Source organism: Candidatus Delongbacteria bacterium (assembly GCA_041675285.1).
In the GTDB taxonomy this organism is placed as follows: Bacteria; CAIWAD01; CAIWAD01; order CAIWAD01; family CAIWAD01; genus CAIWAD01.
On the sequence record JBAYTZ010000001.1, the window covers coordinates 125,421 to 152,346 of the forward strand.

20 protein-coding genes and 2 tRNA genes are annotated in these 26,926 nt (G+C 71.6%); 12 read left to right on the top strand and 10 right to left on the bottom strand.

Going from position 1 to position 26,926, the window contains the following annotated elements; translation table 11 throughout:
* Positions 1 to 229 precede the first annotated feature (229 nt).
* Genes WC326_00385 through WC326_00415 form a run of 7 tightly spaced genes read right to left on the bottom strand, consistent with a single transcriptional unit; the run spans position 230 to position 8,250 of the window.
* On the bottom strand, positions 230 to 1,843 hold the full coding sequence (locus WC326_00385) for a hypothetical protein (GenBank protein MFA7329507.1): 1,614 nt from the start codon (positions 1,841 to 1,843) through the stop codon (positions 230 to 232).
* Entirely contained in the window at positions 1,840 to 3,012 is a 1,173-nt protein-coding gene (locus WC326_00390; GenBank protein MFA7329508.1) for a glycosyltransferase, read from the bottom strand. Before WC326_00390 ends, WC326_00385 begins: the two co-directional genes overlap by 4 nt.
* The gene (locus tag WC326_00395; protein ID MFA7329509.1) at positions 3,005 to 3,706 is read right to left on the bottom strand and encodes a polysaccharide deacetylase family protein; all 702 of its coding nucleotides are present in this window, start codon (positions 3,704 to 3,706) and stop codon (positions 3,005 to 3,007) included. Before WC326_00395 ends, WC326_00390 begins: the two co-directional genes overlap by 8 nt.
* Positions 3,706 to 4,863 carry a glycosyltransferase gene (locus WC326_00400; protein MFA7329510.1) on the bottom strand — a complete coding sequence of 386 codons (1,158 nt, stop codon included), beginning with the start codon at positions 4,861 to 4,863 and terminating at the stop codon, positions 3,706 to 3,708. Before WC326_00400 ends, WC326_00395 begins: the two co-directional genes overlap by 1 nt.
* The gene (locus tag WC326_00405) at positions 4,860 to 5,825 is read right to left on the bottom strand and encodes a lysylphosphatidylglycerol synthase domain-containing protein (GenBank protein ID MFA7329511.1); all 966 of its coding nucleotides are present in this window, start codon (positions 5,823 to 5,825) and stop codon (positions 4,860 to 4,862) included. The genes WC326_00400 and WC326_00405 overlap by 4 nt, the downstream gene beginning before the upstream one ends.
* Entirely contained in the window at positions 5,822 to 7,075 is a 1,254-nt protein-coding gene (locus tag WC326_00410; protein MFA7329512.1) for a radical SAM protein, read from the bottom strand. The genes WC326_00405 and WC326_00410 overlap by 4 nt, the downstream gene beginning before the upstream one ends.
* Positions 7,072 to 8,250 carry a glycosyltransferase gene (locus WC326_00415; GenBank protein MFA7329513.1) on the bottom strand — a complete coding sequence of 393 codons (1,179 nt, stop codon included), beginning with the start codon at positions 8,248 to 8,250 and terminating at the stop codon, positions 7,072 to 7,074. The genes WC326_00410 and WC326_00415 overlap by 4 nt, the downstream gene beginning before the upstream one ends.
* A gap of 194 nt (positions 8,251 to 8,444) precedes the next feature.
* Here WC326_00415 and WC326_00420 point away from each other — a divergent pair.
* Positions 8,445 to 8,528 (top strand) — tRNA-Ser (locus tag WC326_00420).
* A 27-nt stretch (positions 8,529 to 8,555) separates the two neighbouring features.
* Positions 8,556 to 8,642 (top strand) — tRNA-Ser (locus WC326_00425).
* A gap of 347 nt (positions 8,643 to 8,989) precedes the next feature.
* Here WC326_00425 and WC326_00430 read toward each other — a convergent pair.
* Positions 8,990 to 9,934 (bottom strand): exopolyphosphatase, encoded by a 945-nt coding sequence (locus tag WC326_00430; protein ID MFA7329514.1) that lies wholly within the window; start codon positions 9,932 to 9,934, stop codon positions 8,990 to 8,992.
* On the bottom strand, positions 9,931 to 12,006 hold the full coding sequence (gene ppk1, locus WC326_00435) for a polyphosphate kinase 1 (GenBank protein ID MFA7329515.1): 2,076 nt from the start codon (positions 12,004 to 12,006) through the stop codon (positions 9,931 to 9,933). The genes WC326_00430 and ppk1 overlap by 4 nt, the downstream gene beginning before the upstream one ends.
* A gap of 197 nt (positions 12,007 to 12,203) precedes the next feature.
* Here ppk1 and WC326_00440 point away from each other — a divergent pair, with 197 nt between their 5' ends.
* From WC326_00440 to WC326_00460, 5 genes are all read left to right on the top strand, one after another.
* Entirely contained in the window at positions 12,204 to 12,911 is a 708-nt protein-coding gene (locus tag WC326_00440) for an ABC transporter ATP-binding protein (GenBank protein ID MFA7329516.1), read from the top strand.
* On the top strand, positions 12,908 to 13,669 hold the full coding sequence (locus WC326_00445) for an ABC transporter permease (protein MFA7329517.1): 762 nt from the start codon (positions 12,908 to 12,910) through the stop codon (positions 13,667 to 13,669). The genes WC326_00440 and WC326_00445 overlap by 4 nt, the downstream gene beginning before the upstream one ends.
* The gene (locus WC326_00450) at positions 13,666 to 14,658 is read left to right on the top strand and encodes an ABC transporter substrate-binding protein (GenBank protein ID MFA7329518.1); all 993 of its coding nucleotides are present in this window, start codon (positions 13,666 to 13,668) and stop codon (positions 14,656 to 14,658) included. The genes WC326_00445 and WC326_00450 overlap by 4 nt, the downstream gene beginning before the upstream one ends.
* A gap of 84 nt (positions 14,659 to 14,742) precedes the next feature.
* On the top strand, positions 14,743 to 16,371 hold the full coding sequence (locus tag WC326_00455; GenBank protein MFA7329519.1) for a PDZ domain-containing protein: 1,629 nt from the start codon (positions 14,743 to 14,745) through the stop codon (positions 16,369 to 16,371).
* Between the two features lie 281 nt (positions 16,372 to 16,652).
* Positions 16,653 to 18,152: a DUF4070 domain-containing protein gene (locus tag WC326_00460; GenBank protein MFA7329520.1), complete on the top strand. Its 1,500-nt coding sequence runs from the start codon at positions 16,653 to 16,655 to the stop codon at positions 18,150 to 18,152.
* Positions 18,153 to 18,184: 32 nt separating this feature from the next.
* Here WC326_00460 and WC326_00465 read toward each other — a convergent pair whose 3' ends face one another.
* Positions 18,185 to 19,339 carry an endonuclease/exonuclease/phosphatase family protein gene (locus WC326_00465; GenBank protein MFA7329521.1) on the bottom strand — a complete coding sequence of 385 codons (1,155 nt, stop codon included), beginning with the start codon at positions 19,337 to 19,339 and terminating at the stop codon, positions 18,185 to 18,187.
* 133 nt (positions 19,340 to 19,472) lie between these two features.
* On the opposite strand from WC326_00465, the gene WC326_00470 reads away from it, so the two are divergent.
* From WC326_00470 to WC326_00490, 5 genes are read left to right on the top strand one after another with little or no spacing between them, the layout of a single operon-like run.
* Positions 19,473 to 20,441, top strand: coding sequence for a glycosidase (locus WC326_00470; protein ID MFA7329522.1), 969 nt, complete (start codon positions 19,473 to 19,475; stop codon positions 20,439 to 20,441).
* 12 nt (positions 20,442 to 20,453) lie between these two features.
* A complete protein-coding gene (locus tag WC326_00475) occupies positions 20,454 to 21,419 on the top strand; it encodes an ROK family protein (GenBank protein MFA7329523.1) in 966 nt (321 codons plus the stop codon).
* A complete protein-coding gene (locus tag WC326_00480; protein MFA7329524.1) occupies positions 21,412 to 23,835 on the top strand; it encodes a hypothetical protein in 2,424 nt (807 codons plus the stop codon). Before WC326_00475 ends, WC326_00480 begins: the two co-directional genes overlap by 8 nt.
* Positions 23,832 to 24,941, top strand: coding sequence for a carbohydrate-binding family 9-like protein (locus WC326_00485; protein ID MFA7329525.1), 1,110 nt, complete (start codon positions 23,832 to 23,834; stop codon positions 24,939 to 24,941). The genes WC326_00480 and WC326_00485 overlap by 4 nt, the downstream gene beginning before the upstream one ends.
* A complete protein-coding gene (locus WC326_00490) occupies positions 24,938 to 26,872 on the top strand; it encodes a sodium:solute symporter family protein (GenBank protein MFA7329526.1) in 1,935 nt (644 codons plus the stop codon). The genes WC326_00485 and WC326_00490 overlap by 4 nt, the downstream gene beginning before the upstream one ends.
* Positions 26,873 to 26,926 lie beyond the last annotated feature (54 nt).

Below are 26,926 nucleotides of genomic sequence, written 5' to 3' on the forward strand. Positions count from 1 at the left end.
TGGGGGACAGGCCGGTTGTGCGTGTGTGCCTCCGCGTGCGGTGCGTGGAGTTCAAGGGTTCTGGCCGGTTGCATGCAAGCCCGATGCCGGAAACTCTCCGGGACCAAGGCCGCAGGGATCTGAAAGACCGGCAATCCCTTCCCTCTAACCCAGGCGCCTGTCTGGCGGGTCGGCCCGGACGGAATGCCAGCCCTGGCCGGTTCCCGTGCCAGATCTGACAACAGCGGGCTTACCCCGCGGGACGCAGGGCGTTGGTCATGGCGAAGCCGTCGGCCATCGCCACTTCGGCGCGCAGCCATGCTCGGCCGGACCAGGGATCGGCAAAGGCCTGCTCCCACTCGCCGGCGGCCCCCTCCCACTCGGCAAGTAGTTGTTCGCCCTGCCCGTTGCCCGCCCAGGCCCGCACCTGGGCGCGCGGCCCGCAGGCCGCGGGCAGGACGGCCCGCAGCCGCAGGGCACCCGTGCGCTCCATCAGGCCGCCCAGCCGTGGAGTTCCTGCAGCATCCTCGAACCAGAGCAGCGGACCGTTTCCCAGCAGCGTGCGCCCTGCCCGCAGTTCCGCCAGCAGCAGGCCCGCCCGCGGATCGCCGGCGGTGTCCCCGGGCGGCTTGAGCGCGCCCCCCGGGAGCAGCACGCTGCTGCGAAGGCCGCCGAACTGCCGTTCGCGATCCCAGCCGACGCGCCACAGGGGCGCCGTCAATTGGCGGCCCAGACTGAAGGAACCGTGGCTGTCCGAGCCGGCCAGCACGGCGCTGGGCTGTCCCGTCCGCAGCAGCTCCAACCACCGGGCCCGGCCCCGGCGGAAGTCCGCGCCGGTCCCGCCGGAGAGGATCTGCTGGGCCGGCACCAGGGCCATTTCGCGGGGAGACCAGGCCCGGCGGCGCAGCAGCCAGCGCTCGGCGCGCCCCGGCTGCTCGGCCGTGTGGGCCGAGACGGGCAGGCAGGGCTGGCCGGCCAGCTCCTCCAGCAGCTCGGGCAGGCGCCACTCCGGCCGCCGGGGCCGCCAGGATTCGCCGCCGTCGGCGGAGCCGTGGAAGAAGCGCGGCGGCTCCAGGAGCAGCAGGTGCAGCACGCCGCCGCCCAGTCCGCCCACGGAGCACTCCTCGCCGCTGACCACAAAGGGCCCGGGCGTGGCGTTGGCCTGCCGGATCCACTCCTGCTGCGCGTGCCAGACCGGCAGGGCGGGATCCTGGCGCGCCCAGTCGTCCGGCGCGTCGTCCAGGTCGTAGCTGTGGTCGGTGAGGGCGAACCAGTCCAGCTCCAGCGCGACGGCGGCGGCGCGCAGCAGCTCGGGGGGCGGGCCGAACTCCACCATGTCGCGGGTGGCCGAACTGTGCACGTGCGGATCACCCTGGACCATCCCGGGCAGGCGGGGCAGCGCCTGCTCGTCCACCCGCACGCGCAGCGGTTCCTCGGGCAGGCCGGGCGCGAGGTGGTTGCGGAAGCGCAGGCGCTGGCCCGTCGCTCCCGTCGGGCCGGGCAGGCGTTCCAGACTCACGTCGCCCCAGATCTCCCAATAGCCCGGCTCCTCCAGCTCCAGCTGGGCGAGAATGGCTCCGCCCACCGGGCTCACCACGCGCAGATCCAGCTCCACGTGCTGCCGCCGGAGCTGCCCCGTGGGGCTGCAGAGCAGCAGGTCCAGCTCGCGCAAGCGCACGGGGAAGCGCTGGCCGTCCGCCCAGGCCAGCAGGAGGGGCAGGGGGGTGCCCCGGGTCACCCGCCAGGGCAGGTCGAGGTAGAGTTCGGGCCAGGGCTGCCAGACCCGCGAGAGTCGCCGACCCAGCGGGGCGTAGTGCAGCTCGGCGTAGGCCGGCACGGGCCGGGGCCAGCGGGACAGACTCATGCGCGGGATCCCCGCCGGGCGCCGCCGCTTGCGAATGCCCAAGCGGCCAGCAGCCCCAAGGCGGGCAGCAGCAGCAGGTACTCGGCGCTCTCCCCCGGTCCCGCCCCCTCTTCCTCCAGGCAGGCTGCCAGCCCGCTGAGCAGGGCCCCCAGGGCCTGGCCCGCCATCAGCAGGAGCAAGAGGCCCAACAGCGGTTTCAGCAGCAGGACCAGCAGCAGGGCGCCCAGCCAGAGCGGGACGGCCAGGGCCAGCAGACGGGGGCCGGGGGAGAGGCGACCCAGTCCGGCGGCCCAGCGGGCCAGCTGGCGCGCGCTGCCCGCCCAGTCCACGGGGTGCGTGCGCACGCGCAAGGCCCGGGGCCAGAGGCGCAGGGCGACGGGCTGGCCGGCCTGCGCCAGTCGGCGGGTCAGTTCCAGATCCTCGTTGCGGTTGCCCGTGGAGCAGGCCGCGTAGCCGCCCAGGGCCTCCACGGCCCGCCGCCTCACGGCCAGGTTGCCGCCCCAGAGCGAGGGCGTCGTGGGCCGCTGGCTGCCGGCGTTGCGCGCGGAGAGCGCGGCCCCCACTCCCGAAAGCAGGATCCAGTGCAGGCGCTGCCAGCGGGCCGCCCGGTCGCCGGAGGTCACGGGCAGCAGCAGGACGGGTCCGCCCGCCGCCTCCAGACCTTCCCGGTTCAACAGCTCCTCCAGCGCCAGGCTCCAGTGCCGGGACAGGCGGCAGTCGGCGTCACTGAACAGCAGCAGGTCCCCCTGGCCCAGCGGCACCGCGCGGCGCAGCCAGGCGGCCTTGCCGCGGATGTCGGCGCGCTCGAGAAGCCGGGCGCGGGGCTGTGTGTCACAGAAGTCCTGCAGCAGGCGGCGCGTGTCATCGCTGGACTGGTCGTCCGCCAGCAGGATCTCCAAGCCGCCGTCCTGGTCCAGCAGCCCCTCCAGGTCCTGCAGCAGGCCGGGCAGCCGCGGCGCCTCGTTGCGGGCCACGATGAACAGGCTGCGCCGGATGCCGCCCGCCGGGTCCCCGTCAGCCAGGCCGCCGGAGTCCTGCGTCCGGATCCGGCAGTCCTCCAGATCGGCCAGCCAGCGGCGCCGCGCCCAGAGCAGGGCCAGGATTCCCGCACCCACCACGGGAACCAGCAGACGTTGCCAACCTTCGGGCAGCAGCAGCAGGTCAGTCATGGCCGGTCTCCAGCAGACAGAGGGGATCCAGGGTCGCCAGGCCGCGGTCCCGCAGCCGGGCCAGCAGCTCGGGCAGCGCCGCGCGGGTCATCTCCTGGCCCGCGCCCGTGCAGTGCAGCAGCAGGATGTCGCCGCCCCGCACGCCCTCGCCGGCCAGCCGGGCCAGCTCGCGCGGATCCCGGGGCCGGTAGTCGTAAGGATTGAAGCTCCAAAAGACCAGCTGCAGGTCCAGGCGCCGGGGCACGTGGCGCAGCCAGGGTCCCCAGGAGCCGTAGGGCGGCCGCATCTGCCGCGGGGCGAATCCGCAGGCGGCCTGGATGCGTTCGGCGGCCCGGGAGAAGTCCCGGGTCACGGCCGTGGCCGGACGCCAGGCCTGGCGCCGGTGGACCAGCCCGTGGACGGCGGGCAGATGGCCGGCCCGCAGCAGCTCGCGCGTGATCCGCCCGGCCTCGGCCTGTTGCGGAGTGGCGGGCTGTGGATCCCCGGGCAGCCGCTCGCCCAGCAGGAAGAACAGGGCCCGCGCCTCCTGGGCCTGCAGGACCTCGGCGATGCGCGCCGTGGACGGAGCGGGTCCGTCGTCGAAACTGAGCAGCACGCGCCCGCAGCCGCCTAGCCGGTCCAGCCCGGCGGGCAGGCGCCACAGGCCGCCGTGCCAGGGCGGTCGCCAGGGGGGCGTCCGGTGCAGCCAATCCATCACGCCGACTCCTTCCAGCGCACGCGGCCCAGCGTGCCGAACCAGGGCGCCAGCAGGCCGTAGGCCAACTGGCCCGGCCAGACTACGGCGAAATCCCCCCAGCGCCACTCCACGCCCAGCCGCCGGGCGGCCCGCCGCACCAGCCGGAGGTCGGGCAGCAGCTTGAGGGCCAGCAGCAGCCCGGCCAATCCGCCGCCGATCCACCCGCAGCCGGCGGCCAGGGGCGCCAGCGCGCAGGTCAGGAACACCAGGTAGAGACCCGCGGCGGCGGCCAGCGCGCCCTTGTCGGGGAAGTGGCGCTCCGTGGAGGTCCAGCGCACGCGCTGCCGCCAGAAGGCCCGCAGGGTGGCGGGCGCCCGGCTGCTCACCCGCGCCCGGGGATCCAGCAGGGCGGCGAGCCGCCAGGTCGTGTACCGACTCAGGCGCTGGATGAGCAGGGTGTCGTCGGCGCTGGCGATCTCTTCCAGCCCGCGGTAGCCGCCCGCCTCCTCGAAGGCCGCGCGCCGCCAGCACAGGTTGGCCCCGCTGGCGTAGAGCGGGCGGCCCAGCGCGAAACTGGCCAGGCCTGCGCCCAGCACGCCGGCGTATTCCAGCCGCACCCGGCGCGCGAAGCGGCCTTGTCCTTCGAAGACCACGGGGCCGGCCAGCAGGCCCAGGTCGGGGCGCAGCTGCTCCACCAGACAGGCCAGCCAGCCGGCGGCCGGGCGCGAATCCGCGTCCAGCACGGCGACCCAGTCGTGACACGCCGCCCGCTGGGCCAGATCCAGCGCGCGCTTCTTGCCCCCCGGTGGCGGCGCGCTCAGCAGGCGTCCACGAATGCCCGCCGCCGCCAAGTCGGCCAGGGCCCCTTCTGCTACGCGCGCCGTGCCGTCCCGGCTGCCGTCGTCCACCACCAGAATCTCCCAGCGCGCGGGCGCCAGGGTCTGGTCCCGCAGCGCGCGCAGGGTGGCCCCCAACCAGGCCTCCTCGTTCCGCGCCGCGATCAGCACGCTGATGCCGGCAGGGGAGTTGGACGGGGCGGAGTCGGCGCCCGGCGACCGGGCTGTGACGGGACCCTCCAACCGTTCCCGCGGGTCGGCCAGAGCGCTGCCCAGCCGCCAGACGAAGGCCGCATAGGCCGCCGGCAGGGGCAGCAGGAGCAGGCCGAGCGGGTTCACGCGGACCCCCGCGGAGGGCGGACCCGGGGCGCGGGGGCGAACCAGCCGCCGAGCAGCGAGGGCAGGCCCATGTTGATCAGGAAGAGCAGGAAGGCCGCGCCCACCGCGCGCTCCGGCGCTCCGCCCAGGCTCTCGAAGAGGTTGGCGGCGAAGAGCTCGCGCACGCCCAGATCGCCCAGGCTGACGGGAAACAGGCTCTTCAGGAACATGGTGCCGGCGGCCGCTGCCGGAACCAGCGGCGAGGCAAGTCCCAAGCCGCGCGCCAGCAGGCTGAACTGCAGGATGAAGGTGGCGTAAAAGGCCAGGGCCGCGGCCAGCACGGCGGCGCGGCGGGGCCGGCTCACGGCGGCCATGGCGGCGTGCACGCGCTGGAAGCGCAGGTTCTTCGCCAGCCAGCGCCAGCGGGCCAGCAGGCCGGTGACCCGCGCCGGGGCCAGCAGCAGGGCCAGTCCGGTCAGGGTCCAGAGCAGCACGGCCGCGGCGTAGGCGCCCAGCACGGCCAGCACCAGGGGCGCGGCCCGCCCGAACAGGCTGAGGTCCCAGCGCGGCAGCGCCAGCAGGCCCAGGGCGCCGAACAGGCTGGTCACGGCGGCGGAGCTGAACTTGTCCAGCAGCGAGAGGGCGGTCAGCTCGGTGGTGTTGCCGGCGAAACAGGCGGCCCGGGCGTGCTCGCCCACCCGGCCCGGCGTGACCGTGCCCAGCGCCAGTCCACCCAGGAAGGAGCGGAAGATCAGGCCCGCGCCCGCGTCCGGCCGCTGGGTGCGCACCAGCAGGCCCCACTTGAGCGCCTGAAAACCCAGGTTGGCGGGCAGCAGGGCCAGGGCGGCCCAGAGGTGGGGCCGTGACACGTGCAGCAGGGTCTCGCGCAGGCGTTCCAGGTCCAGGCGCCCCAGTAGCCAGCCGCACAGCGCGACCGCGGCCAGCGCCTTCAGCAACAGCAGGAGCGTGCGCCGCGAGCTCATGCCGGATCCCGTTCCTGGAGGTCCTCGATGGGCCGCGGGCCCTGGCCCAGGGACATGCCCGCCACGCCGCTGCGACCTTCGCGCCGGCTCTCCTTGTCGCCCGCCTCGCGCGGGCGGCTGGCCCGGGCGGCCTGCAGGCGGCGTTCGATCTCCTCTGGCGAGGGCAGCGTCCAGCCGCGCCGGCCCAGGCTGTCGGCCAGCGGGCGGCGCAGGTCCACGCTCAGGTCGCGCTGCTGGATGGTGAGCTTCACGCCCTCGCCGCAGTTGCGGCACATCTCGAACTGGCTGCGCTTCTTGAACACGGCCCGCCGGAAGGCCATGTAGGGCCGGCTGGTCCAGATGGAGCGGAAGTCCGTCTCCGACAGGCGTCCCATGGCGAAGTCGCTGTCCTTGTCGAAACAGCAGACCGCGATCTCCGAGCCGGCGTTGAGCACGGGCTGATTCCAGAGCCGCTTGCAGCGGTCGGGATAGCCGTGCTTCATGGCGAAGTGGCGGCCTTCGCCGCCCTCCACCACCTGGTAGCGGCGCACGGCCGGGTCGTCGGGCAGCCAGACGTCGATGTCGCCGTCGTCGTAAATCTGCACGGTCTTCAGCGTCAGGCGGTCCACGCCGCAGGCCCGGGCCAGCCGGTCGATCTCGGGGATCTCGTGCTCGTTGTGCTTCATCACGATGAACTGCAGATGCACCACGGGCGTGGCGCTGCCCAGCCGGTGCTTGGTCTCCATCAGGCGCGTCAGTCCTTCCACCACCAGCTCGAAGTTGCCGCTGCGCCGGTAGGCCTCGTAGGTGGCGGCGCTGGCGCCGTCCACGGAGACCAGCAGCGTTCCCAGCCCGCTCCGCACCAGGGCCTCGGGATCCTCCAGGTAGTGGCCGTTGGTGGAGCCGTAGGTCCAGAGCCCCTGAGACGAGGCGTGCCGGACCATCTCCAGGAAGTCCGGGTGCAGGAAGCTCTCCCCCTGGTTCCAGAGCAGGACCATGAAGGAATCCCGCGCCAGCTCGTCCACCAGCTTCTTGTAGACGGCCAGCTCCAGGAAGCGCGTGGGCCGCTTGAGCGTGCCCGCGCCCGTGGGGCAAAGCGGGCACTTGAGGTTGCAGGCGTTGGTGGGCTCCACCATGAAGACCGGCGGCAGGCCCCAGACCACGGGCCGCCGCAGCAGCACGGAGAGGCCGTAGCTGCCGTAGCTCTTGAGCACGTTCCAGCAGCGGCGCAGGGTCAGCGTGTGCCGCAAGAACAAAAGGGACTCGTTCATGCCTTCCTTTCCCGTTCCCCGTCCGGTGGGAACGCCGCCGGGGCGGGTTTCCACTCGTAGCCGCGCAGGAGGCCCAGGCCCGTGTGACACAGGGCGTGCAGGGCCAGACCCAGGGCGGAGGCCAGCGGCCGCGCGGCCAGTTCAGGCTCGCCCAGCAGCTGTAGGCCGCGGACCAGCAGCGCGCGGGCGGCCAGCGTCAGCAGACCCAGCAGGCCCAGCGGCAGCGCCAGGCGGGGCCGCGGATCGGGCAGCCAGAGCGCCAGCAGCGCCAGTTGCACGGCCAGCGCGCCGAACAGCCCCAGCTGGCGGGCGCGCTCGCCCAGGGCCAGGTCGCGCAGCTTGCCGTAGCGCCGGCGGGCCTGGCGCCGCAGGTCGAGCGGCCGGACGCTCTCCGTCGTCTCGACCTCCGCCTGGGGGTCCAGCAGGAACTGCGCGCGCGCGCCGCAGCGCAGCAGCCGACGCACCAGATGGACGTCGTCGCCGCTGCCCAGGTGTTCCAGGCCGTCCAGGGCGCCGGCCTGCCGCAGGAGTTCCGCGCGCGTGGACCAGTTGCCGCCCCGCGCGTAGCCCGGGTTGCCCAGCGCGCAGCCCAGCGCGCACTGCAGGCTGCTGACGGTGTTCTCGAAGCGCCGCGCGCGGCTCAATCCGGCCGCGCCCTCCGGCAGGATGCGCACGTGCCCGCAGACCAGTCCGGCGCCGCGCACGTGGGCGGCCCGGTGGGCGGCCAGCCAGCCCGCGGCGGGCCGGCAGTCGGCGTCGGTGAAGCAGACGCGATCCGCGGGGCTGGCCTGGGCCAAGATCTGCGCGAGCCCGCCCTGCAGCGCGGCCAGCTTGCCGGTCGCCGGTTGGCGGAGGATCCGCGCGCCGGGCCAGTGGGCGAACAAGCGCTCGGCCAGCTCGGCCGTGCCGTCCCGGGAGCCGTCGTCCACCAGCACCAGCCGGAGGGGCGCCGTCTGCCGCTCCAGCGCCCGGGCCAGCGCCGGCAGCCGCTCGGCCTCGTCCCGCGCCGCCACCAGCACCCAGTCGACGCCCTCAGGTGGAGAGATCGCCCCGCCCGCCGACGGACCCCCCGGGCCCGGGCCGGCCTGAAGGCGGCGCAGCCCGCGCCACCAGCGGGCCGCCTGCCAGAGCAGCAACAGGGCCGACGACAGCCAGAGCATCCAGGTGATCAGCATGGGCGAAGATCCTTCACGCCTGCAACCTAACAACGGAGGCCGCCCCTTCCCAGCCACGGCGGCCCTGGGGGGACGGACCTGGGTCGGCCGGCCGTTTGGCGCGAATCACCCCCACTGGACGCCACCGGCCACTGCCCGCACCGGTCCAGCCTTGATTTCCTTCCCGCCAGTGGCTAAACTGTTGCGCTTCCGATGGAGGAATAGACCTAACTGGTAAGGCAGCGGTCTTGAAAACCGCCGGGCTTCGGCCCTTGGGGGTTCGAGTCCCCCTTCCTCCGGTTCCTCCATTGGGCGCGCACATCCATGGAGAGGTGGCAGAGTGGTCGAATGCGCTCGCCTGCTAAGTGAGTAACGGTTAACCCCGTTCGAGGGTTCGAATCCCTCCCTCTCCGTCCCACGAAAAAGGCCCGCACCAGCGGGCCTTTTTCGTGGGACGGAGAGGAATCCGTCAGGCCCGCGCTTAGCGGGCCCTTCCTTAGGGATTCACGTCGGCGTGCCGGGAATCCAGTTCTGTGCGGGGGTGATGGGCCGCGCCGGCGTCGTCTCGCACTGTTTCATGCGCATGAACATGTGCATGAAACGGAATCCATCAGGCCTGCGAGTAGCAGGCCTTTCCATTGAGACCTGCGGCTTCGCTGTGACACCATGGGACAAGGAATGACTTGTCGGCGCGAAGGCGCTATCCCTCCCCTGGCACGCGGATGTACCTGCTGACTGATTGGCGGGTCACTTCAGGCGCCTAGGCGCGGATCGTCTTCCGTTTCGCTTGGCCGGCTTCCGCGTCGCGCCATTCCTGCCAGGCCTCCCGCACCAACGCGTCCGCCAGTCCCATCCGCGGCGCCAGGATGATCCGGGCGCCGGCGGCTTCCATGCACTGCAGGTAGATGCGCAGGGCGTGGGGGAAGACGTCCGCGCGATCCGGCCGCAAGCCCAGTTTCAGCACGCGCTGCTCGACGGACATGGGCTCGACTTTCTCCAACATGCCGCGCACCTGCTCGGCCTTGATGGGTTCCGTCTCCGCGCGCCGCAGCAGGCTGGCCAGCTTGTTGATGTTGCCGCCGCTGCCTACGCAGACCGGGGTCAGGCCCTTGCAGCAGCCGGCCAGCCAGTTGGACATCTGCACCCAGGCCCGGGGATCCACTTCGCCCAGCAGGAGGCGCACGGTGCCCAGGGGCCAGGACTGGCTGGCGACCACCTTTCCGCCGCGCAGCAAGGTCAGTTCCGTGGAGCCGCCGCCCACGTCCACGTAGAGGTAGGCTTCCGTCTCCGGGTGCCAATCCAGCGGCTGGTTGCGCAGGAGCAGCTCGGCCTCCCGCTGGCCGCTGATGATCTCCAGCTCGACGCCGGCCTCCTGCTCGATGCGCCGCAGGACCTCCGGTCCGTTCTCGATGCTGCGCAGGGAGGCCGTGGCGCAGCCCCGCCAGCTGACCGGCTCCCAGGCCTGGATGAGCTGGCGGAATCCGCTCAGGGCCAACACCAATCGATCCACGGTGGCCGGCTGCAGGCGGTGCGTGGAGAAGGCCTCCAGCCCCAGGCGCAGCGGCATGCGAATCAGCGAGACTTTACGGAAGACCGTCGCGCGCTTCTGCAGCAGCACCTGCATGAAGAGCAGGCGCAGGGCGTTCGAGCCCACGTCGATGGCGGCCACGCGCCAGCCGGGCTCCTGCGCTTCCTGGTTGGTCATGAGGATGTCTCCTGCCTGCTGTGCAGCACCTGATTGAGTCGGGCGATCTCCACCTGTACGCGCGGTCCGTCGCCGGTCGGGTGCCGTCGCACGTTGGACTGCTGGTCGTCGTACTCCCGCGCGGATCCCCGATCCTCCCAGTACAGGTCCATCACCTGGCCCAGGTAGGCGCAGATGCCGGGATCGTAGACCGGTGCGAACACCTCCACCCGGCGATCCAGATTGCGCGGCAGCATGTCGCCGCTGCCCAGATAGACCACGGGCTTCTTGGGATGGTCGATGCGGATCACGCGGCTGTGTTCCAGATAGCGATCGATGATCGCCATGGCCTGGATGCAGCCATCCTGCTGCGTTCCATCGGGCTTCAGGGCGAACATGCCCCGCACGTTGAGGCGCACAGCCACTCCCGCCGCGGCGGCGCCGTAGAGCCGGTCAATCAGGCGGTGGTCGGCCAGGTTGTTCATCTTGATGTCGATGCGCGCCGGCTGCCCGGCAGAGGCCCGCGCACTCTCCTGCTTGATGAGCTTCTCCAGGCGCTCCCGGGCTGTCCAGGGACTGACGAGCAGGTGGCTGAACTGCACTTGCAGGTAGGTCTTGTGGAAATAGGCGAAGAGCTGCGCCACCTCGCGCGTGATGCGCGGGTCGGCTGTCAGCAGGAGCATGTCCTCGAAGACCGCCGCCGTGTCCTCGTTGAAGTTTCCAGTTCCCACGCCGGCATACAAGCGCCGCTCCTTTCCCTCGCTGCGTTCGATCAGCAGGAGCTTGCTGTGCACCTTGAGGCCGGGCACGCCAAAGACCACGTCCACTCCCTCGTCGCGCAGTTTCTCGGCCCAGCGCAGGTTGTCCTGCTCATTGAATCGGGCCTGGAGCTCCACCACGGCCGTCACCTGCTTGCCGTTGCGCCGCGCCGAGACCAGCGCGCGGACCACGTCGGAGGAGCGGGCGACGCGGTAGAGGGTCATGCGGATGGCCGTCACCTTGGGATCCAGGGCCGCCTCGCGCAGCAGGTCGACGAACTGGCTGAAAGGGTTGTAGGGCACGTGCAGGAGCACGTCGCGGCGGCGGATGGCGGCCAGCAGGGAGCCGTCGGCGGGCAGATCCCGATGGTGGGTGACCAGGGACGGCGGATAGTGCAGGCGGCGGCCGCCCATCTGGGGAAAGCCCAGAAAGTCGCTGCGCTTGTGGATACGGCCACCCGGCAGAAGCGCGTCCCGCCGGCTGATGCCCAACTTGATCACCAGCAAGTCGAGCAGGCCCCTGGGCATGGCGCCGTCATAAAGGAAACGGACGGTGGCGCCGTGGGCGCGCTTCTTGAGGCTGGCCGCCAGCTTGGCGCTGTAGCTCAGGGCCAGGTCGTCCTCCACGTCCAGTTCCGCGTCGCGCGTGATCTTGAAGGCCCAGGCCTCGGCACGCTCGGGCTGGAACAGGGCGAAGACCTCCGGCAGCATCAAGCGGACGATGTCGTCCAGCAGGATCACCTGGCGCGTGCGCCCGCTGCCCGGCAGGACCAGGAAGCGCGGCAGGTGCGCCGGCAGGTCGATGAGGCCGTGTCTCACGCGGCCCCGCGGGCCTTCCAGCACCCGCACCGCCAGGTAGACCTTGCGTTCGTCCAGCTCCACCAGCCGTCCGCGCCGTCCCAGCAGCATGGGGCTCAGCTCGGAGCGGACCTGGCGCCGGAAATGCTCGCGCACGAAGTCGGCCTGGGCGGAATCGAGGTCTTCGTGGCCCACCAGCCGGATGCCGGCCCGGCCCAGCTCCTCCAGCACGCCCTGGAAGACCTCGTCGTACTCCTGGTTCAGCTCGAGCACGCGCTGGCGCACCAGCTCCAGCACCGCTCCCGGGTCGTGGCCCACCAGCTTGACGGCCTTCGTGCCCAGGCGCGTCAGGCGTTTCAGAGCCGCCACCTTCACGCGGAAGAACTCGTCCATGTTGCTCGAAGCGATGCCCAGGAAGCGCAGGCGCTCCACCAGCGGAACCCGTGGATTGCGCGCTTCCTGCAACACCCGCTGGTTGAAGGCCAGCCAGCTCAGTTCCTTGGGAATGTACCGGCCGTCGTCTTGCTGCTTCTTCATGGCTTCTCCGCTCGGTTGCCCGCAAGAAGCCTCCCTTGTGTTAGAGTCGCGTTGAATTGGCAACCGTCCGCGCACGTCCCCGATGGGCGGAAGGCTGGGCGGCAGCCACTATCTTCAGCGCCATGAATCCGGCATTCCCTGGCACAGCGGCCGACCCCCCCAGCACCCGATCCACTGGCCCGTCCGGGGGGCGGATCGTGGCGCGGCAGTTGGCCGTGCGCTTCCCCGACGGCACCTGCGCGCTGGAGGGCCTGGACCTGGAGCTGCAGGCCGGTGAGTTCGTCTCGCTGGTCGGCCCCTCGGGCTGCGGCAAGTCGACGCTCCTGCGCGTGGCCGCCGGGCTGCAGGCCGCCAGCTCCGGAAGCCTTGAAGTGCCGGACGCGGGGCTGGCCTTCGTGTTCCAGTTTCCCACGCTGCTGCCCTGGTGCACCATCGCCGAGAACGTGGCCCTGCCCCGGCGGCTGGGGCACGGCGGGCCACGACCCGCGGAGGACCTGTTGCGTCTGGTGGGCCTGGCGGGCTTCGCCGACCACTACCCGCGCCAGCTCTCCGGCGGCATGCAGATGCGGGCCTCGCTGGCCCGCGCCCTGGCCACGCAGCCCCGCCTGCTTCTGCAGGACGAACCCTTCGCCGCCCTCGATGAGATCACGCGCCAGCGCCTGAACGAGGACCTGCTGGTCCTCTGGGAGCGCGAACGTTGGACCAGCCTGTTCGTCACCCACAACGTGCTCGAGGCGGTCTTCCTCAGCCAGCGCGTCCACGTCCTGAGCGCCCGCCCGGGCCGCGTGGCCGCCACCTTCGAGATCCCCTTCCCCTATCCGCGCGCGGCCGGACTGCGGGCCCAGCCGGAGTTCGCGCGGCTGGGCGGCGCCATCAGCCAGGCGCTGCGCGAGGCCTCCGCGTGAAGCGGCGCTGGCTGCCTCCGCTCCTCGTGCTCGCGGGAGGCCTGCTCCTCTGGGAGGGCCTGGTGGCGAGCTTCCAACCGCCCGCGTATCTGCTGCCCGCCCCGCACCAGGTGGCGCTGGCGGCCTTCCGGCACGCGCCCGCACTGCTCGGCGCCACGGCCTGGACCGCGCTGGCGGCGGCGGGCGGCTTCCTGCTCAGCATGTCCCTGGGCCTGCTCATCGCCCTGCTCTTCTCCCAGTCGGAGACCCTGCGCCGCGGCTGCTATCCCTACGCCATCTTCCTGCAGACCGTCCCCATCGTCGCCGTCGCGCCACTGATCATCATCTGGTTCGGCACCGGCATGGGCAGCGTCGTGCTGGTCTCCTTCATCATCAGCCTGTTTCCGGTGATCACCAACGGCACGGCGGGCCTATTGCGCGTGGACCCCGCGCTGCTCGACCTGTTCCGCCTCTACCGGGCCTCGCGCCTGCAGGTGCTTTTGCGCCTGCGCCTGCCGCACGCCGTGCCCTATCTGGTCGCGGCGGCGCGGATCTCCAGCGGCCTGTCGGTGATCGGCGCCATCGTCGGCGAGTTCTTCGCGGGCTACGGTTCGGGCCGCCAGGGGCTGGGCTACCTGATCACCCTGACCTCCGGACAACTCAAGACCGAGTACCTCTTCGCCTGCGTGCTGGCTTCCGCCGGCCTGGGCCTGGTGATCTTCTGGTCGGTGGGCCGGGTGGGCGACACCGTGTTGCGCAAATGGCAGGAGGAACGATGACTCACACCCTGAGACGCTGGACGGGCGCGCTGGCGGCCTGCGCCCTGATCGGCCTGGCGGGCTGCGGCCAGCCACAGCCGGCGGGCGGGCGCGACCACGTCCGCATCGCGCTGAACTGGTTTCCGGAGCCCGAGCACGGCGGTTTCTACGCGGCCCTGGTGCACGGCTACTACCAGGAGGCGGGCCTGGACGTGGAGATCCTGCCCGGCGGACCGGACGTGCCGCTGCTCCAGCAGGTGGCCGCGGGCCAGGTGACCTTCGGCGTGGAGAACGCCGACCTGATCCTGATCGGCCGCGCGGCGGGCGTGCCCGTGCAGAGCGTGCTGGCACCCATCCAGGTGAGTCCGCGCTGCATCATGGTCCACGAGGAATCCGGCATCACGCGGCTGGAGGACCTGCGTGACCTGACCCTGGCCATGTCGCCCCAGAACCCCTTCTACCACTACCTGCTGCGCCGCGTGCCGCTGACGGGTGTGACCGTGGTGCCCTACCCGGGCAGCGTGGCGCGTTTCCTGGTGGACAAGAACTACGGCCAGCAGGGCTACGTGTTCAGCGAGCCCCTGCTGGCGCGGCGCGAGGGCGCCCGGCCGCGCAGCCTGCTGCTCTCGGAGATCGGCTTCAACCCCTACACCAGCACGCTGTTCTGCACCGACGAGCTGGCGCGCACGCGGCCCGACCTCGTGCGCCGGGTGGTGGCGGCCTCCATCCGCGGCTGGCAGCAGTATCTGCGGGATCCCGCCGCGACCCAGCGCCGCCTGCAGGAACTCAATCCCGAGATGACCCCCGACGTGCTGGCGGGCGGACTGGAAGCCCTGCGTCCGCTGGTGCTGCCGGCAGGTTCAAGGCCGGAGAGCATCGGCCGCATGAGTGCCGCGCGCTGGGACGAGCTGCTCGCCCAACTGGAGGAGTGCGGCGTGGTCCCCGGCGGCAAGACGACGGCCGCCGCGGCCTACAGCCTGGACTTCCTGCCCGTGCCGGCCGGCGAGTAGCCAGCCGGAGAGCCGCTTCCACCACCCGCTGCCGGCCTGGAGCTGCAGCGCCCATTGGACCCCATGGATCAGGAGGGATGAATCATGGCAGCCAAACGCGATCCGGGGTTCAGCTTGCTCAGGCGGGTTGCGAGCGTCGCGCTGGCGGGACTCGTCCTGCTGCTGGTTCGGGGTGCGGGAGCTGCTGGCGGAGTTTCCCTCCCGGGGCCCGCTGCCACAGAGTTGGTGGCGGAGCTGATGGCCGCGCCGGTGGGCCGCTTCCTCCTGCCCGAGGCGCTGCCGGACTGGCGCGAGCTGGCCGCCGCCGCCCGGGCCTGGCACCCGGGTCAGGCGCCGGAACGGAGCGTGTGGATTCGTGACACGCTGGTCTGCCAGGACGGCGTGAGCCGGCACTTCTTCTATCGCCTGCCGGCGGACTACGATCCCAACCATCCAGCGCCCCTGCTGCTGGACCTGCACGGCGGCGTGTCACGGGAGAAGCTGCTGGATCTGGGCGACGGAGACTTCCCGGAAGGCTACCTGAGCCGGTGGGCCACGGAGCGGGGCCTGATCCTGGTCGTGCCCACGGGCCAGCGGGGCGCCACCTGGTGGGACGAGATCGGGGCGCGGCACCTGCTGCGCATCCTGCGCACGCTCAAGAGCCGGCTGGCCGTGGACCACGAGCGTGTCTACGTCACCGGCTTCTCCGACGGCGGCAGCGGCTCGTACTTCCTGGCGCAGTTCCACCCCACGGATTTCGCCGCCTTCCTGCCCCAGTGCGGCCACCCGGGTTGCGACAACTGGGGCGAGCCCCGGCGTCAGGCCTATTTCGTCAACCTGCGCAACCGGCCCGTCTACGCCATCAACAACGGCCAGGACGGGCTCTACCCCGCGGCGCGCATCCACGGCTATCTGCTGCCCGCCTGGGAGGCCGACGCCGACCTGCGCTTCCACAGCTACCCGGACTACGGTCATCGCCCGGACTATTGGGAGGCCGAGCAGGAGCGCATGGGCGCCTTCCTGGACGGCGCCTGCCGCGATCCCCTGCGCCCGCGGCTCACGCTGGAAGGCGCCGACCCCGTGCGCTGCGACTGGCTGGAGATCCTGGCAGTGGATACGACTGGGCGCTTTCCGGGCGAGTGGACGGACTGGAATTCGCGCACGGTGAGCGACCGAGTGGTGGTGGGCTTCCAGCCGGACGAATCCTTCCAGGGGAAAGGCTACCGGGTGGCGACCGTGATGGCGGATTCCACGCTGCCCGCGGCGCGCCTCGGGCTGCGGGCCGGGGACACGATCACGGCGCTGGGCGCGCACAAGGTGGTGAGCGAGGCGACCTTCCGGGAGGCCGTGCGCCGCTTCCAGGCCGGCGACTCCTTCACCTTGGAGATCCTGCGGGAGGGCCGGCGCCTGCGCCTCTCCGACCGCTTCAACCCGCCGCAGTTCGGCTGGCTGCACGACCGCACGCGTCCCTCATTGCGCGTGGAGGCCAGTCTGGCGGACAACCGCTTCGATCTGCGCGCCTCCGGCCCGGGCCGCGTGGCGCTCTGGCTGGATCCCCGCGTCATTGACTTCGGCCGCGAGGTGACGGTCTATCTGGAAGGGCGCGAGATCCTGCGCCGCCAGCTGGAGCCGGATGCGCGCCTTCTGCTGGAGGAGCTGGACCGCCAGCGCGATCCCACTCGCTTGGTGGCGGGCCGGCTGGAGATCGACCTGGAGGCGGCGCGGACCTGGTAGCTGCAAGACGCAGCGCGGGCCGCTGGTCGGGGTTGGCGCCGGGAGCGGCGGCTAGGGTCGGGGCCCCCGGTCCGCCTTTCCGAATTCAATTTGAGCGCAATGCAGATTTCAAACACATAAAAATGACTTGGTCTTTCTAGGGCACAGCCGCACCTTGTCCCTGCGCTCCTTCCTCCCGCCCTGTCGAACCCCAATGCTCCCCAGGACCGAAGGCGTGGACCGCCCAGGGGCCGCCCGGAACGTCCGTCTCGGACGTGGCGTCGGCTAAAGGGGACTCCACCGTGCAGTGTCTGTTCATCAACCCCGAATTCCCCGACACCTTCTGGAGCTTTCGGCACGCCCTGAGTTTCACCAAGCGCAAGGCCGCCCTGCCGCCGCTGGGCCTGCTCACCGTGGCGGCCCTGTTGCCCGCGGCTTGGCCCAAGCGCCTGGTGGACTTGAATGTGCGCGGCCTGAGCGCGGAGGATCTGGCCTGGGCCGAGACCGTCTTCATCGGCGGGATGAGCGTCCAGGGGCCCTCCGCCAAACTGGCCATCCGCCACTGCCGGGAGGCCGGCCTGCGCGTGGTGGCCGGCGGCCCGCTCTTCACCATGGAGCCCGAGCGCTGGCCGGAGGTGGACCACCTGGTGCTGGGCGAGGCCGAGCTCAGCCTGCCGCCTTTCCTGGCCGACCTGGCCGCCGGCCGGGCGCGCCACCTCTACGAGGCCGTGGGCCGCGCCGAACTGGCGCAGTCGCCCGTGCCGCTCTGGGAGCTGGCCCGGCTCGAGGACTACATGACCGCCAGCCTCCAGGTCACCCGCGGCTGTCCCTACGACTGCGACTTCTGCAACGTCACCGGCCTGCTGGGACGCCATCCGCGCCGCAAAACCACGGCCCAGGTGCTCCAGGAGCTGAACCTGCTCTGGGAGATGGGCTGGCGCAAGGGCGTGTTCTTCGTGGACGACAACTTCATCGGACAGCGGCCCCTCGTGCAGCGGGAGCTGATTCCCGCGCTGCTGGACTGGCGCCGCGCCGGGCCCGGCGGCCGGCCGCGCCGGGGCATGCCCTTCAACACCCAGGTGAGCATCGACCTGGCCGACGACCCGGAGCTGTTGCGCGGGATGGTCCAGGCCGGCTTCGACGCGGTGTTCATCGGGCTGGAGACCACGGAGGAGGAGAGCCTGGCGGAGTGTCACAAGCGCCAGAACCTGGGCCGCGACCTGGGCGCCGACGTGCGCCGCATCCAGCGCGCCGGGCTCCAGGTCCAGGGCGGCTTCATTGTCGGCTTCGACCACGACGGGGCGGGGATCTTCAAGCGCCAGCTCGACTTCATCCAGCGCAGCGGCATCGTGACGGCCATGGTGGGCCTGCTGCAGGCGCCGCCCGGCACGCGCCTGCACGAGCGCCTGAGCGCCGAGGGCCGGCTGACCGAGCGCGACTGGGGCGACAACGCCGACGGCGGCACCAACATCGTGCCGCGGATGGATCTCTCCCTGCTGCGCGCGGGCTACTTCAGCCTGATGCGCCGACTCTACACGCCCTCGGTCTACTACGCGCGGATCCGCGGTTTCCTGCGCGAATACCGCCCGGCCGGCGTGCGCGCGCCGCTGGACCGCGACCGGCTCACGGCCTTCCTGCGCAGCCTTTGGCGGCTGGGCGTGCTGGGCCGGGAGCGCTTCCACTACTGGCGCCTGCTGCAGTGGACCCTGCTCCATCGACCGCGCTCGCTGCAGATGGCCGTGACCCTGGCCATCTACGGCCGGCACTTCCGCCGGGTCTGCGAACTGCACTTGAAGGGGTGAACGGCTCCTCCGCCGTGTGACAAGGCCTGGACTCAGGGCAGGTAGAGGGCGCGCCGGGCCTCGACGCCCGTCTCCCGGCGCAGCACGACCAGGTACAACCCTCCGGCCAGCCCGGCGGGCGACCAGACGATCTCCCGGATTCCGGCCGGCAGCCCGCCTTCGTGCAGGCAGGCCACCTCGCGCCCCAGTAGGTCGTGGATGGAGAGGCGCGCCGCCCCCGGCCGCGCCAGCTCGAGGGGAATCCGCAGCGCGGGATTGAATGGATTGGGGTAGGGGGCGAGCAGTTCCGGCCGCCCGGGCCGCGTGTTCGCCCCGCCCAGCGCGCTGGACTCCAGCGTGTAGTCGGCCAGCACGGCGAAGTGGTCCGAGGGGAAGTGCGTGCCGTCGTAGGGCGTGGTCAGCTCGCGCCGGCAGCTGTCGGGCAGCCAAGGCTGGCCCTCCCGTCGGGAGAAGAGGTAATCGATGCGCGCCGTGGGCGCCTCGGCGGGCATGGTCCAGCCGTTCTCGCCAGGATGCAGGCTGGCCCAGGCGTCGGCGAACAGGCTGTCCGGATCGCCCTGGGTGAAGAGCCGGATGGGCGCGCTCTCCGGGGTGGCGTTGAAATCGCCGCCCAGCACGGCCGCGCTGCCCGGGTGGGCGGCCAGCGTCTCCAGCACGTAGTCCTGCACCTGGCCGGCCTGCACCCGCCGTACGGCGTCGGAAAGGTGGTCCAGGTGCGTGGAGAAGACCTGCAGCTCGCCGTCCTCCGCCTGCAGGCGGTGCCAGACCACTTTGCGGGGAAAGGTGCCCGGAGTCAGGGACTGGTACCCGCTCTCCAGCACGGGCAGGCGGCTCACCAACCCCACCCCCTCGTTGAACAACTCCCAACCCACGTGCGTCGGTTGGAAACTCCACGTGTAGTCGCCGCCGTGCGCGGCCTGCAGCGCTTGCGCGATGCTGCGGGCCTGGTTGTCCGCGCCGCCGCCGTCCAGGGTCTCGCAGACCTCCTGCAGGCAAATCACGTCGGGGTCCAGCTCCACCAGCCGCTGCACGATGAAGAACAGGCGCACCTGCCAGTTGCTGTCGGGCCGCATGCCCTGCAGGTTGAGGGTCACCACCCGCAGGGGCTCGGCCCCGGCTCCGGTGGTCAAGAACAGCAGCAGGCCCAGGGCCAGCCGACGGGCGGTCATGAGGCGGCGCGTGTGCATGGGAACCTCCAGTGACGGCCCGCAACTTCCCGATCGCCGGGCAGCGGGACAAGCGCGCCGGGACCGCGGCCGGGGGCGGCATTGCGGGAGCGGCTTGTTAGGTTGTGACAGGCCCTGACACACGGGAGATCGCATGGCGGCCAGTCTGCGCACCCACCCGACCCCCATCCTGTCCCGCGGGGACATTCCGGCATTTCAGCCTGATCTGATGGACGTGAGCAGCGTCTTCAACCCGGGCGCGCTGCGCCACGGGGACGAGGACGTCCTGCTGCTGCGCGTGCAGGACCGCGGCCGGCGCACGCACCTGCTGCCCGCCCGCACCCGGGACGGCCACGTCATCCGCGTGGAGCCCCGGGACCTGACACCTCCCGCCGACTTGCTGCCCGGCCGCGTGCTGCACCATGTCTACGATCCGCGCCTGAGCTGGCTGGACGGCTGTTGCCACCTGCTGGCCGCCGTGGATCTGGAGGAGGGCTGCCGCCTGCTGCTGGGCCGCTGGCCGGAGTTCGGCGAGCTGCAGTGGCTGGGCCTGACTGGCGCGGACGACCAGCGCAACGGCGTGCTCTTCCCGCGTCGGCTGGCCGGTGAGGCCCTGCGTCTCACGCGGCCCAACCGCCCGGGACGGCCCGGCGATCCCCCCAGCGGCAGCGAGATCTGGCTCGAGCGCTCCCGCGACCTGCTGGATTGGACGCCCGTGGCCTGCGTGGCCCGCGGTCGTTTCCACTACTGGGATGAACTCATCGGCCCGGGCCCGCCGCCGGTGGAGACGGAGGCCGGCTGGCTCTGCGTCTACCACGGCGTGGCCACCCATTTCGCCGCCGCCAACATCTACCAGGCGGGCGTCCTGCTCCTGGACCGTGAAGATCCGGCGCGCGTGCTGGGGCGCAGCCGGCTGAACATCCTGGAGCCGCGCCGCCCGTGGGAGTGCGTGGGCCAGGTGGGCAACGTGGTCTTTCCCAGCGGCCTGACTGTCGACGTGGATGCCGCGGGGCGGGCTTCCCTGGCGGCCCCCTTCCGCTTGTATTACGGCGCGGCGGACACCTGCGTGGGGCTGGCCGAGGGCCGCCTCCAGGATCTGCTGGACGCCTGCGAGCCTGTGTAGGAGAAGGCACTCATGAACGAATCCCCCGGCCTGGTGCTGGGCATCGACATCGGCGGCACCAACACGCCCTTCGGACTGGTGGATGGGCAGGGCGGCCTGCAGCTGGAGGAACGGCTGGAGACCCGGGCCGAGCAGCCGCTGCCCCAGTTGCTGGACCGGCTTTTCCAGTGTTTGGAGGAGGGACTCCGGCACCGGCCGGAACTGGGCCCTCCGCGGGCCATCGGCGTGGGCGCGCCCAACGCCAACGCGCTCACCGGCTGGGTGGAGTCGCCGCCCAACATCTGCTGGGGCACCGTCGATCTGGTGGGCGAGCTGCGCCGGCGCAGCGGCCTGCCGGTCTTTCTGACCAACGACGCCAACGCCGCCGCGCTGGGCGAATGGACCTACGGGGCCGGCCGGGGCGCCTCCGACGTGCTGGTGATCACGCTGGGCACGGGCCTGGGCAGCGGCCTGATCGTCGGCGGCGAGCTGGTGCACGGGGCCAGCGGCCACGCCGGCGAGCTGGGACACATCTGCATCGAGCCCGGCGGGCGGGCCTGCAATTGCGGCCTGGAGGGCTGTCTGGAGACCTACGTCTCCGCCGGCGGCCTGCTGCGCACGGCCGTGGAGTTGGGTCTGGCCCTCGAGCCTTGGTGCCGCTCCGGCGAGGCGCCCAGCCCGCGGGCCCTGCACCAGGCCGCCGAAGCCGGCGATCCGCGGGCGGCCCAGGTCTTCGAACTCAGCGGCGCGCGGTTGGCCCGGGGCCTGGCCACGGCCATCCACATCCTCAGCCCGGGCCGGATCGTGGTCTGCGGCGGCATCACGCGGGCCGGCGAGTGGCTGCTGGAACCCGTCCGCCGTCAGTTGCCCCCGCTGCTGCTGGAGCCGTTCCGGGACAGCTACACGCTGCTGCGTGGCGAACTGGATCCCGACCGCGCCGGCGTGTTGGGCGCCGCCGCCTGGGCGCGGCGCGGGCTGGCCGGAACGACCCATGTCTGAGCCCGCCGCCCCCCGCCGCCGGCGCGTCCGCCGCCTCCTGCTGGTCCACCACACGCACACGGATGTGGGCTACACGGCGGCACCGGGACAGGTGGCCGCCTGGCAGGGGGACTGGCTGCGCCGGGCCATTTGCTTGGCCCGGGAGAATCCGGCCTTTCGCTGGACCTGCGAGGGCTTCTGGGGCGTGGAGCGCTTCTGGGAAACGGCCAGCGCGGACGAGCGCGCGGCGCTGCTGGAGCAGATCCGGGCAGGCCGCATCGGGCTCTCCGCCTCCTGGCTCAACTTGAGCGAGCTGCCGGACCAGGAACTGCTGGACGAGCTGCACAGCCGGGCGGCCCGCTGGGCGGCCCCGCACGGCCTGACGGTCCCCTGCGCCATGACCGCGGACATCAACGGACACTCCTGGGGCCTGGCCCAGTCCTTGCTCGACAGCGGCGTGCGCTTCCTGTTCAGCTGCGTGCACGGCCACCACGGCCTGCCGCCGCTCTTCCGTCGCCACCAGCCCTTCTGGTGGGAGGCCCCGGCGGGCGGGCGCCTGCTGGTCTACAACGGCGAACACTACCACCTGGGCAACGAGCTGGGCCTGGCTCCCGCCGCCACCTCGTCTTACCTGATCAAGGACGACTGCACGGCGGCGGAGATCTTCGGCGACGCCTGGACGGTGGCCCGGCGCCGCATTCCCCGCTACCTGGCCGCCCTGGAGGCCGCCGGCCATCCGCTGGACTTCGCGCCGCTGATGATCAGCGGCCTGCGCACGGACAACGGTCCGCCCTCCGGCGCTCTCCTGGGCCAGCTGACGCGCTGGGAGCGCGAGGGCGAGCCGGAGATCGAGATCCGGCTGGCCACGCTGGACGACGTGCGACATGAGCTGGAGACGGCCGGCGGCGAGTGGCCCGTCCACCGCGGGGACTGGCCGGATTGGTGGTCCGACGGCGCGGCCTCCGTTCCCGCCGCCGTGAGCCGCTTCCGGCAGGCCCTGCGCGAGCGACGCCTCTGCCGGCTGGCAGCCCGCTGCCTGGGCCCACAAGCGGCCGACCCCGCCTGGGAGCAGGAACTGGAGACCCGGCTGGGCCTCTTCGCCGAGCACACCTTCAGCCACGCCGCCAGCGTGTCCCAGCCCTGGCACCCGGCCGTGCAGCGCATCGCCGCGGCCAAGGAGGCCCAGTCCGCCCTGGCCCTGGACCTCTGCGCCCGGCGCCTGGCCGAGCTGACTCGCGCGCTGGGCGACGCCCTGCCCCGGCCCGGCCTGCCGCCTGGCTGGCGCGTCCTGAATCCCCGTGATACAGCCTGGGCCGGGCCCGTCCTGCTGCCCGTGGCCTGGCACGAACTGCACGAGCTGGGCCTGGATCAGCCCCAGTTGCTGGTTGACGAAGACGGCCGCGAGTTGCCCTGCCAGCGCAGGCCCGCGGGCTTCCTGGTTTGGCTGGAACTGCCCGCCGGAGGTGAGTCGCGGCTGGAACTCCGCCCGGCTCCGCCCCGGCCGCTCGCCAGTCTGGCACCGGACTCCGCCCTGCCCGCCGACCGGGTGGCGGACCTGGCCGCCCATGCCGCGGCGCCGCACTGGCCCGCCCCGGCGTCCGCGCTTGTCACGGCGCATGGGCGGCTGGAGTGGGATCCCGGGCAGGGAATCGTCGCGCTCCGGGATTCCCACGGCCACGCGCTGCATGAGCTCGGCGCTGCGCGTTCGCTGTTCACTCTGGTGCACGAACTCACGCCCTGCCGGTTGCCCGAGGAGGCCTGTTCCAGCCGGGCGGTGCTGGGCCGCAACCGCAAAGGCGCGGGCGTTCAGCGGCGGGAATCCAGCTGGAAGCGCGTCTTGAGGCGCGAATCCGGCCCCGTGCTCGAGGAGCTGGAGGTGGAGTTGGACGCGCCGGGCTGCTCCTGGGCCGTGCTGGTGCTGGGCCTGCATCACGCCGCCCCGCGTCTGGACGTGGAGCTGCGCCTGCACAAGGAGAGCCGCTGGGAGGCGGAGAATCTCTACTTCAGCCTGCCCCGCCCCGCGGGCGAACTCTGGGTGGACAAGGCCGGCGGGCCGCTGCGGCCGGGCATCGACCAGTTGCCGGGCACATTGTTGGACTACACCAGCGTCCAGGCGGGCTATGCGCTGTGTGACAGCGCGAGCGGCCTGGCGGTAGGCATGCCCGACCAACACCTGCTGCAACTGGGACCGCTGGAACACGGACCGCGGCGACTGGCTGAACCGCCTTGCGCGCCCATGGGTCCGCTCTACGCCTGGCTGATGACCAACTACTGGGAGACGAATTTCGCCGCCGAACTAGGCGGCTTCCACTCCTTCCGCTTCAGCCTGCACTGGGACGCCGCCTGCGCCCGACCGGCGGACGCCCTGGCGCGGGCGCGGGAGGCCTGGGAGGAGGCGCTGGTGCTGCGGCACGACCAAGGGGAGGACGGGGCATGAGCAGCGGCTGGAACCCAGCGCGCGGACTCCTGCTGCTGGCCTTGGGCGCAAGCCCGGGCTGGGCGGAGTTTCCCGTGCCGGAGGCGCCCTTCGCGCCCCGGAGCTACGAGTGCCGCTGGACGGACACGGCGCCCCGCGTGGACGGCCGGCCGGATGAGCCCTGCTGGGCGGCCGCGCCCTGGACAGAGGACTTCGTGGACATCCGCGGCGGCGATTGGCCGGCGCCGCCGCTGCGCGCGCGGGCGCGCCTGCTCTGGGATGCCACTCATCTTTTCGTGGCCGCCGAGCTGCAGGAACCGGATCTCTGGGCGACCTACGATCGGCACGACATGGTGGTCTACCACGAGCACGATTTCGAGCTCTTCCTCGATCCCGACGGCGACAATCACCACTACTACGAACTGGAGATCAACGCGCTGGGCACGGTCTGGGACCTGCTGCTCACGGCTCCCTACCGCGACGACGGCTGCGCCGTGGACAGCTGGGAGATTCCCGGCCTGCAGTCCGCCGTCTCCCTGGACGGCACCCTGAACAACCCGTCCGACCGCGACCAGGGCTGGACCGTGGAACTGGCCCTGCCCTGGGCCGTGCTCGAGGAGACGGCCCGCCGCCCGGCCCCGCCCCGTCCGGGGGATGCCTGGCGTCTGAACTTCTCGCGCGTGGAATGGCACTTGGACGTGGTGGACGGGGCGTATCACAAGCGGGTGGATCCTGTCACGAGCACGCCTCTGCCCGAAGAGAATTGGGTCTGGTCGCCCCAGGGGCTGGTGGCCATGCACTACCCGGAGCGCTGGGGCCTGCTTCGCTTCCAGGGCCCGGCCGCTGCTGACGCGGGGGAGTCGCCGGAGTGGACGCTGGACGAGCTGACCGCCGGCGAGGCACTGATGCAAGTGTATTACGCCCAACGCCGCGAGCTGGAGGAGCACGGCATTTGTTCGGATGCGCCGGTGGGCCGTGGGCTCACTCCGGCGCCGGGCTGGACTCCCGTGGTGCTGAGGTCCGCAGGTGTCCGTTTCACGGCACATACACAACGGGCAGATGGTCTGCTCCTGGAAGTGGATGAACGGGGCCGCCTGAGCCGCCGCAAGCTGGAGACCCGCCCATGAATCTGGCCTGGTACGACTGGAGCATCGTGCTCTTCATCTTCCTGGTGATCTTGGTCAGCGTGCTGCTGAGCCGAGGCCACATGAAGAGCGTGGCCGACTTCCTCGCCGCCGGGCGCACGGGCGGCCGCTACCTGATCACCGTCAGTGCCGGGGCCGCCGGGCTGGGGGCGATCACCGTGGTCAACATGCTGGAGATGAACTACCAGGCGGGCTTCACCCAGACCTGGTGGGGCTTCACCATGGGGCTGGTGATCCTGGCCCTGACCGTCAGCGGCTGGGTCAACTACCGCTTCCGCCAGACCCGCGCCCTCACGCTGCCGCAATTCTTCGAAATGCGCTACAGCCGGCGCTTCCGCGTCTTCGCCGGGCTGGTGGCCTACATCTCGGGGCTGATCAACTTCGGCATCTTCCCCAGCGTGGGCGCCCGTTTCTTCATCCACTTCTGCGGCCTGCCCGAGCACTTCAGTTTCCTGGGCCTGCAGCTGGCCAGCTATCCGCTGGTGATGGGCCTGCTGCTGGGCTGCGCCGTGACCTTCGTCTTCCTGGGCGGCCAGGTCTCCGTGATGGTGAGCGACTTCTTCCAGGGCCTGTTCGTCAACATCGTCTTCGTGGTGCTGATCCTCTTCGTGATGACCCAGATCAACTGGACGCACATCCAGGAAGCCCTGGCCATGGCCCCGGTGGACGCCTCAAAGATCAACCCCTTCCACACCTCGCACCTGGAGGATTTCAACTTCTGGTACTTCCTGATCGGCGTGTTCGGCGTGATCTACGGCGCCATGTCCTGGCAGGGCACCGCGGCCTACAACTCCAGCGCCAAGAGCGCGCACGAGGCCAAGATGGGCGGCGTGCTGGGCACCTGGCGCGGGCACGGCATGTCCGTGGCGCTGCTGCTGCTGCCCATCGTGGCCTACACGGTGATGCACCACGAGGCCTACGCCGCGCTGCGCGGCACGGTGGAGAGCGCGCTGGCCGGGCTGGACACGGACACGGTGCGCAACCAGATGCGCGTGCCGCTGGTGCTGGCCAACCTGCTGCCCGCGGGGCTGCTGGGGGCCTTCGCCGCCTTGATGCTGGCGGCCCAGATCAGCACAGACGAGACCTACCTGCACTCCTGGGGCAGCATGCTCGTGCAGGACGTGATCCTACCCCTGCGCGGCCGGCCCTTCACGCCCAAGCAGCACTTCCTGGCCCTGCGCCTCTCGATCCTTTTCGTGGCCGTGTTCATCTTCGGCTTCAGCCTGTGGTTCCCGCCCACCTACGAGTACATCGCCATGTTCTTCGCCATCACCGGGGCGATCTTCGCCGGCGGATCCGGCGCGGTGATCATCGGCGGCCTCTACTGGAAACGCGGCACCACGGCCGGCGCCTGGAGCGCCATGCTGACGGGTTCGGGCATTGCCGTGGGCGGCATCATCATCCGCCAAATGAACCCCGACTTCCCCATCAACGGGCAGCAGTTCTGGGCCCTGGCCATGGTCTGCAGCAGCCTGCTCTATGTTGTGGTCTCGCTGCTGGGCCGGCGCCCGGCCGTGGAGCTGGACCGCCTGCTGCACCGGGGCCGCTGGGCCGACGCCGACGAGGCGGCCGCGGCCGCGGCGGTGCGCCAGCCCGGGCTCTGGTGGCGCGTGTTCGGCATGGGGCGGGAGTTCACCCGCCGGGACAAGATCCTCTACATCGCCACCTATGCCTGGACCTTCCTCTGGGGCGGCATCTTCGGCATCGGCTCGCTCTGGCACTGGTGGCACGGCACCACGGACACGGGCTGGATGCGCTTCTGGCGCGTCTACATCTGGTTGTACGCCGGCGTGGCCGTGGTCGTGCTGGTGGTGTTCACCATCGGCGGCTTCCGGGATCTGAGACGGATGTTCCACAGCCTCAAGCACCAGGAGCGGCGTGAGGATGACGACGGGTTCATCCGCGAGCCCTGAGGGGCGTCGGTCGCGAGCGGCTTCGGCGAATGAGGGGCTCGTGCGCGTCCAGTC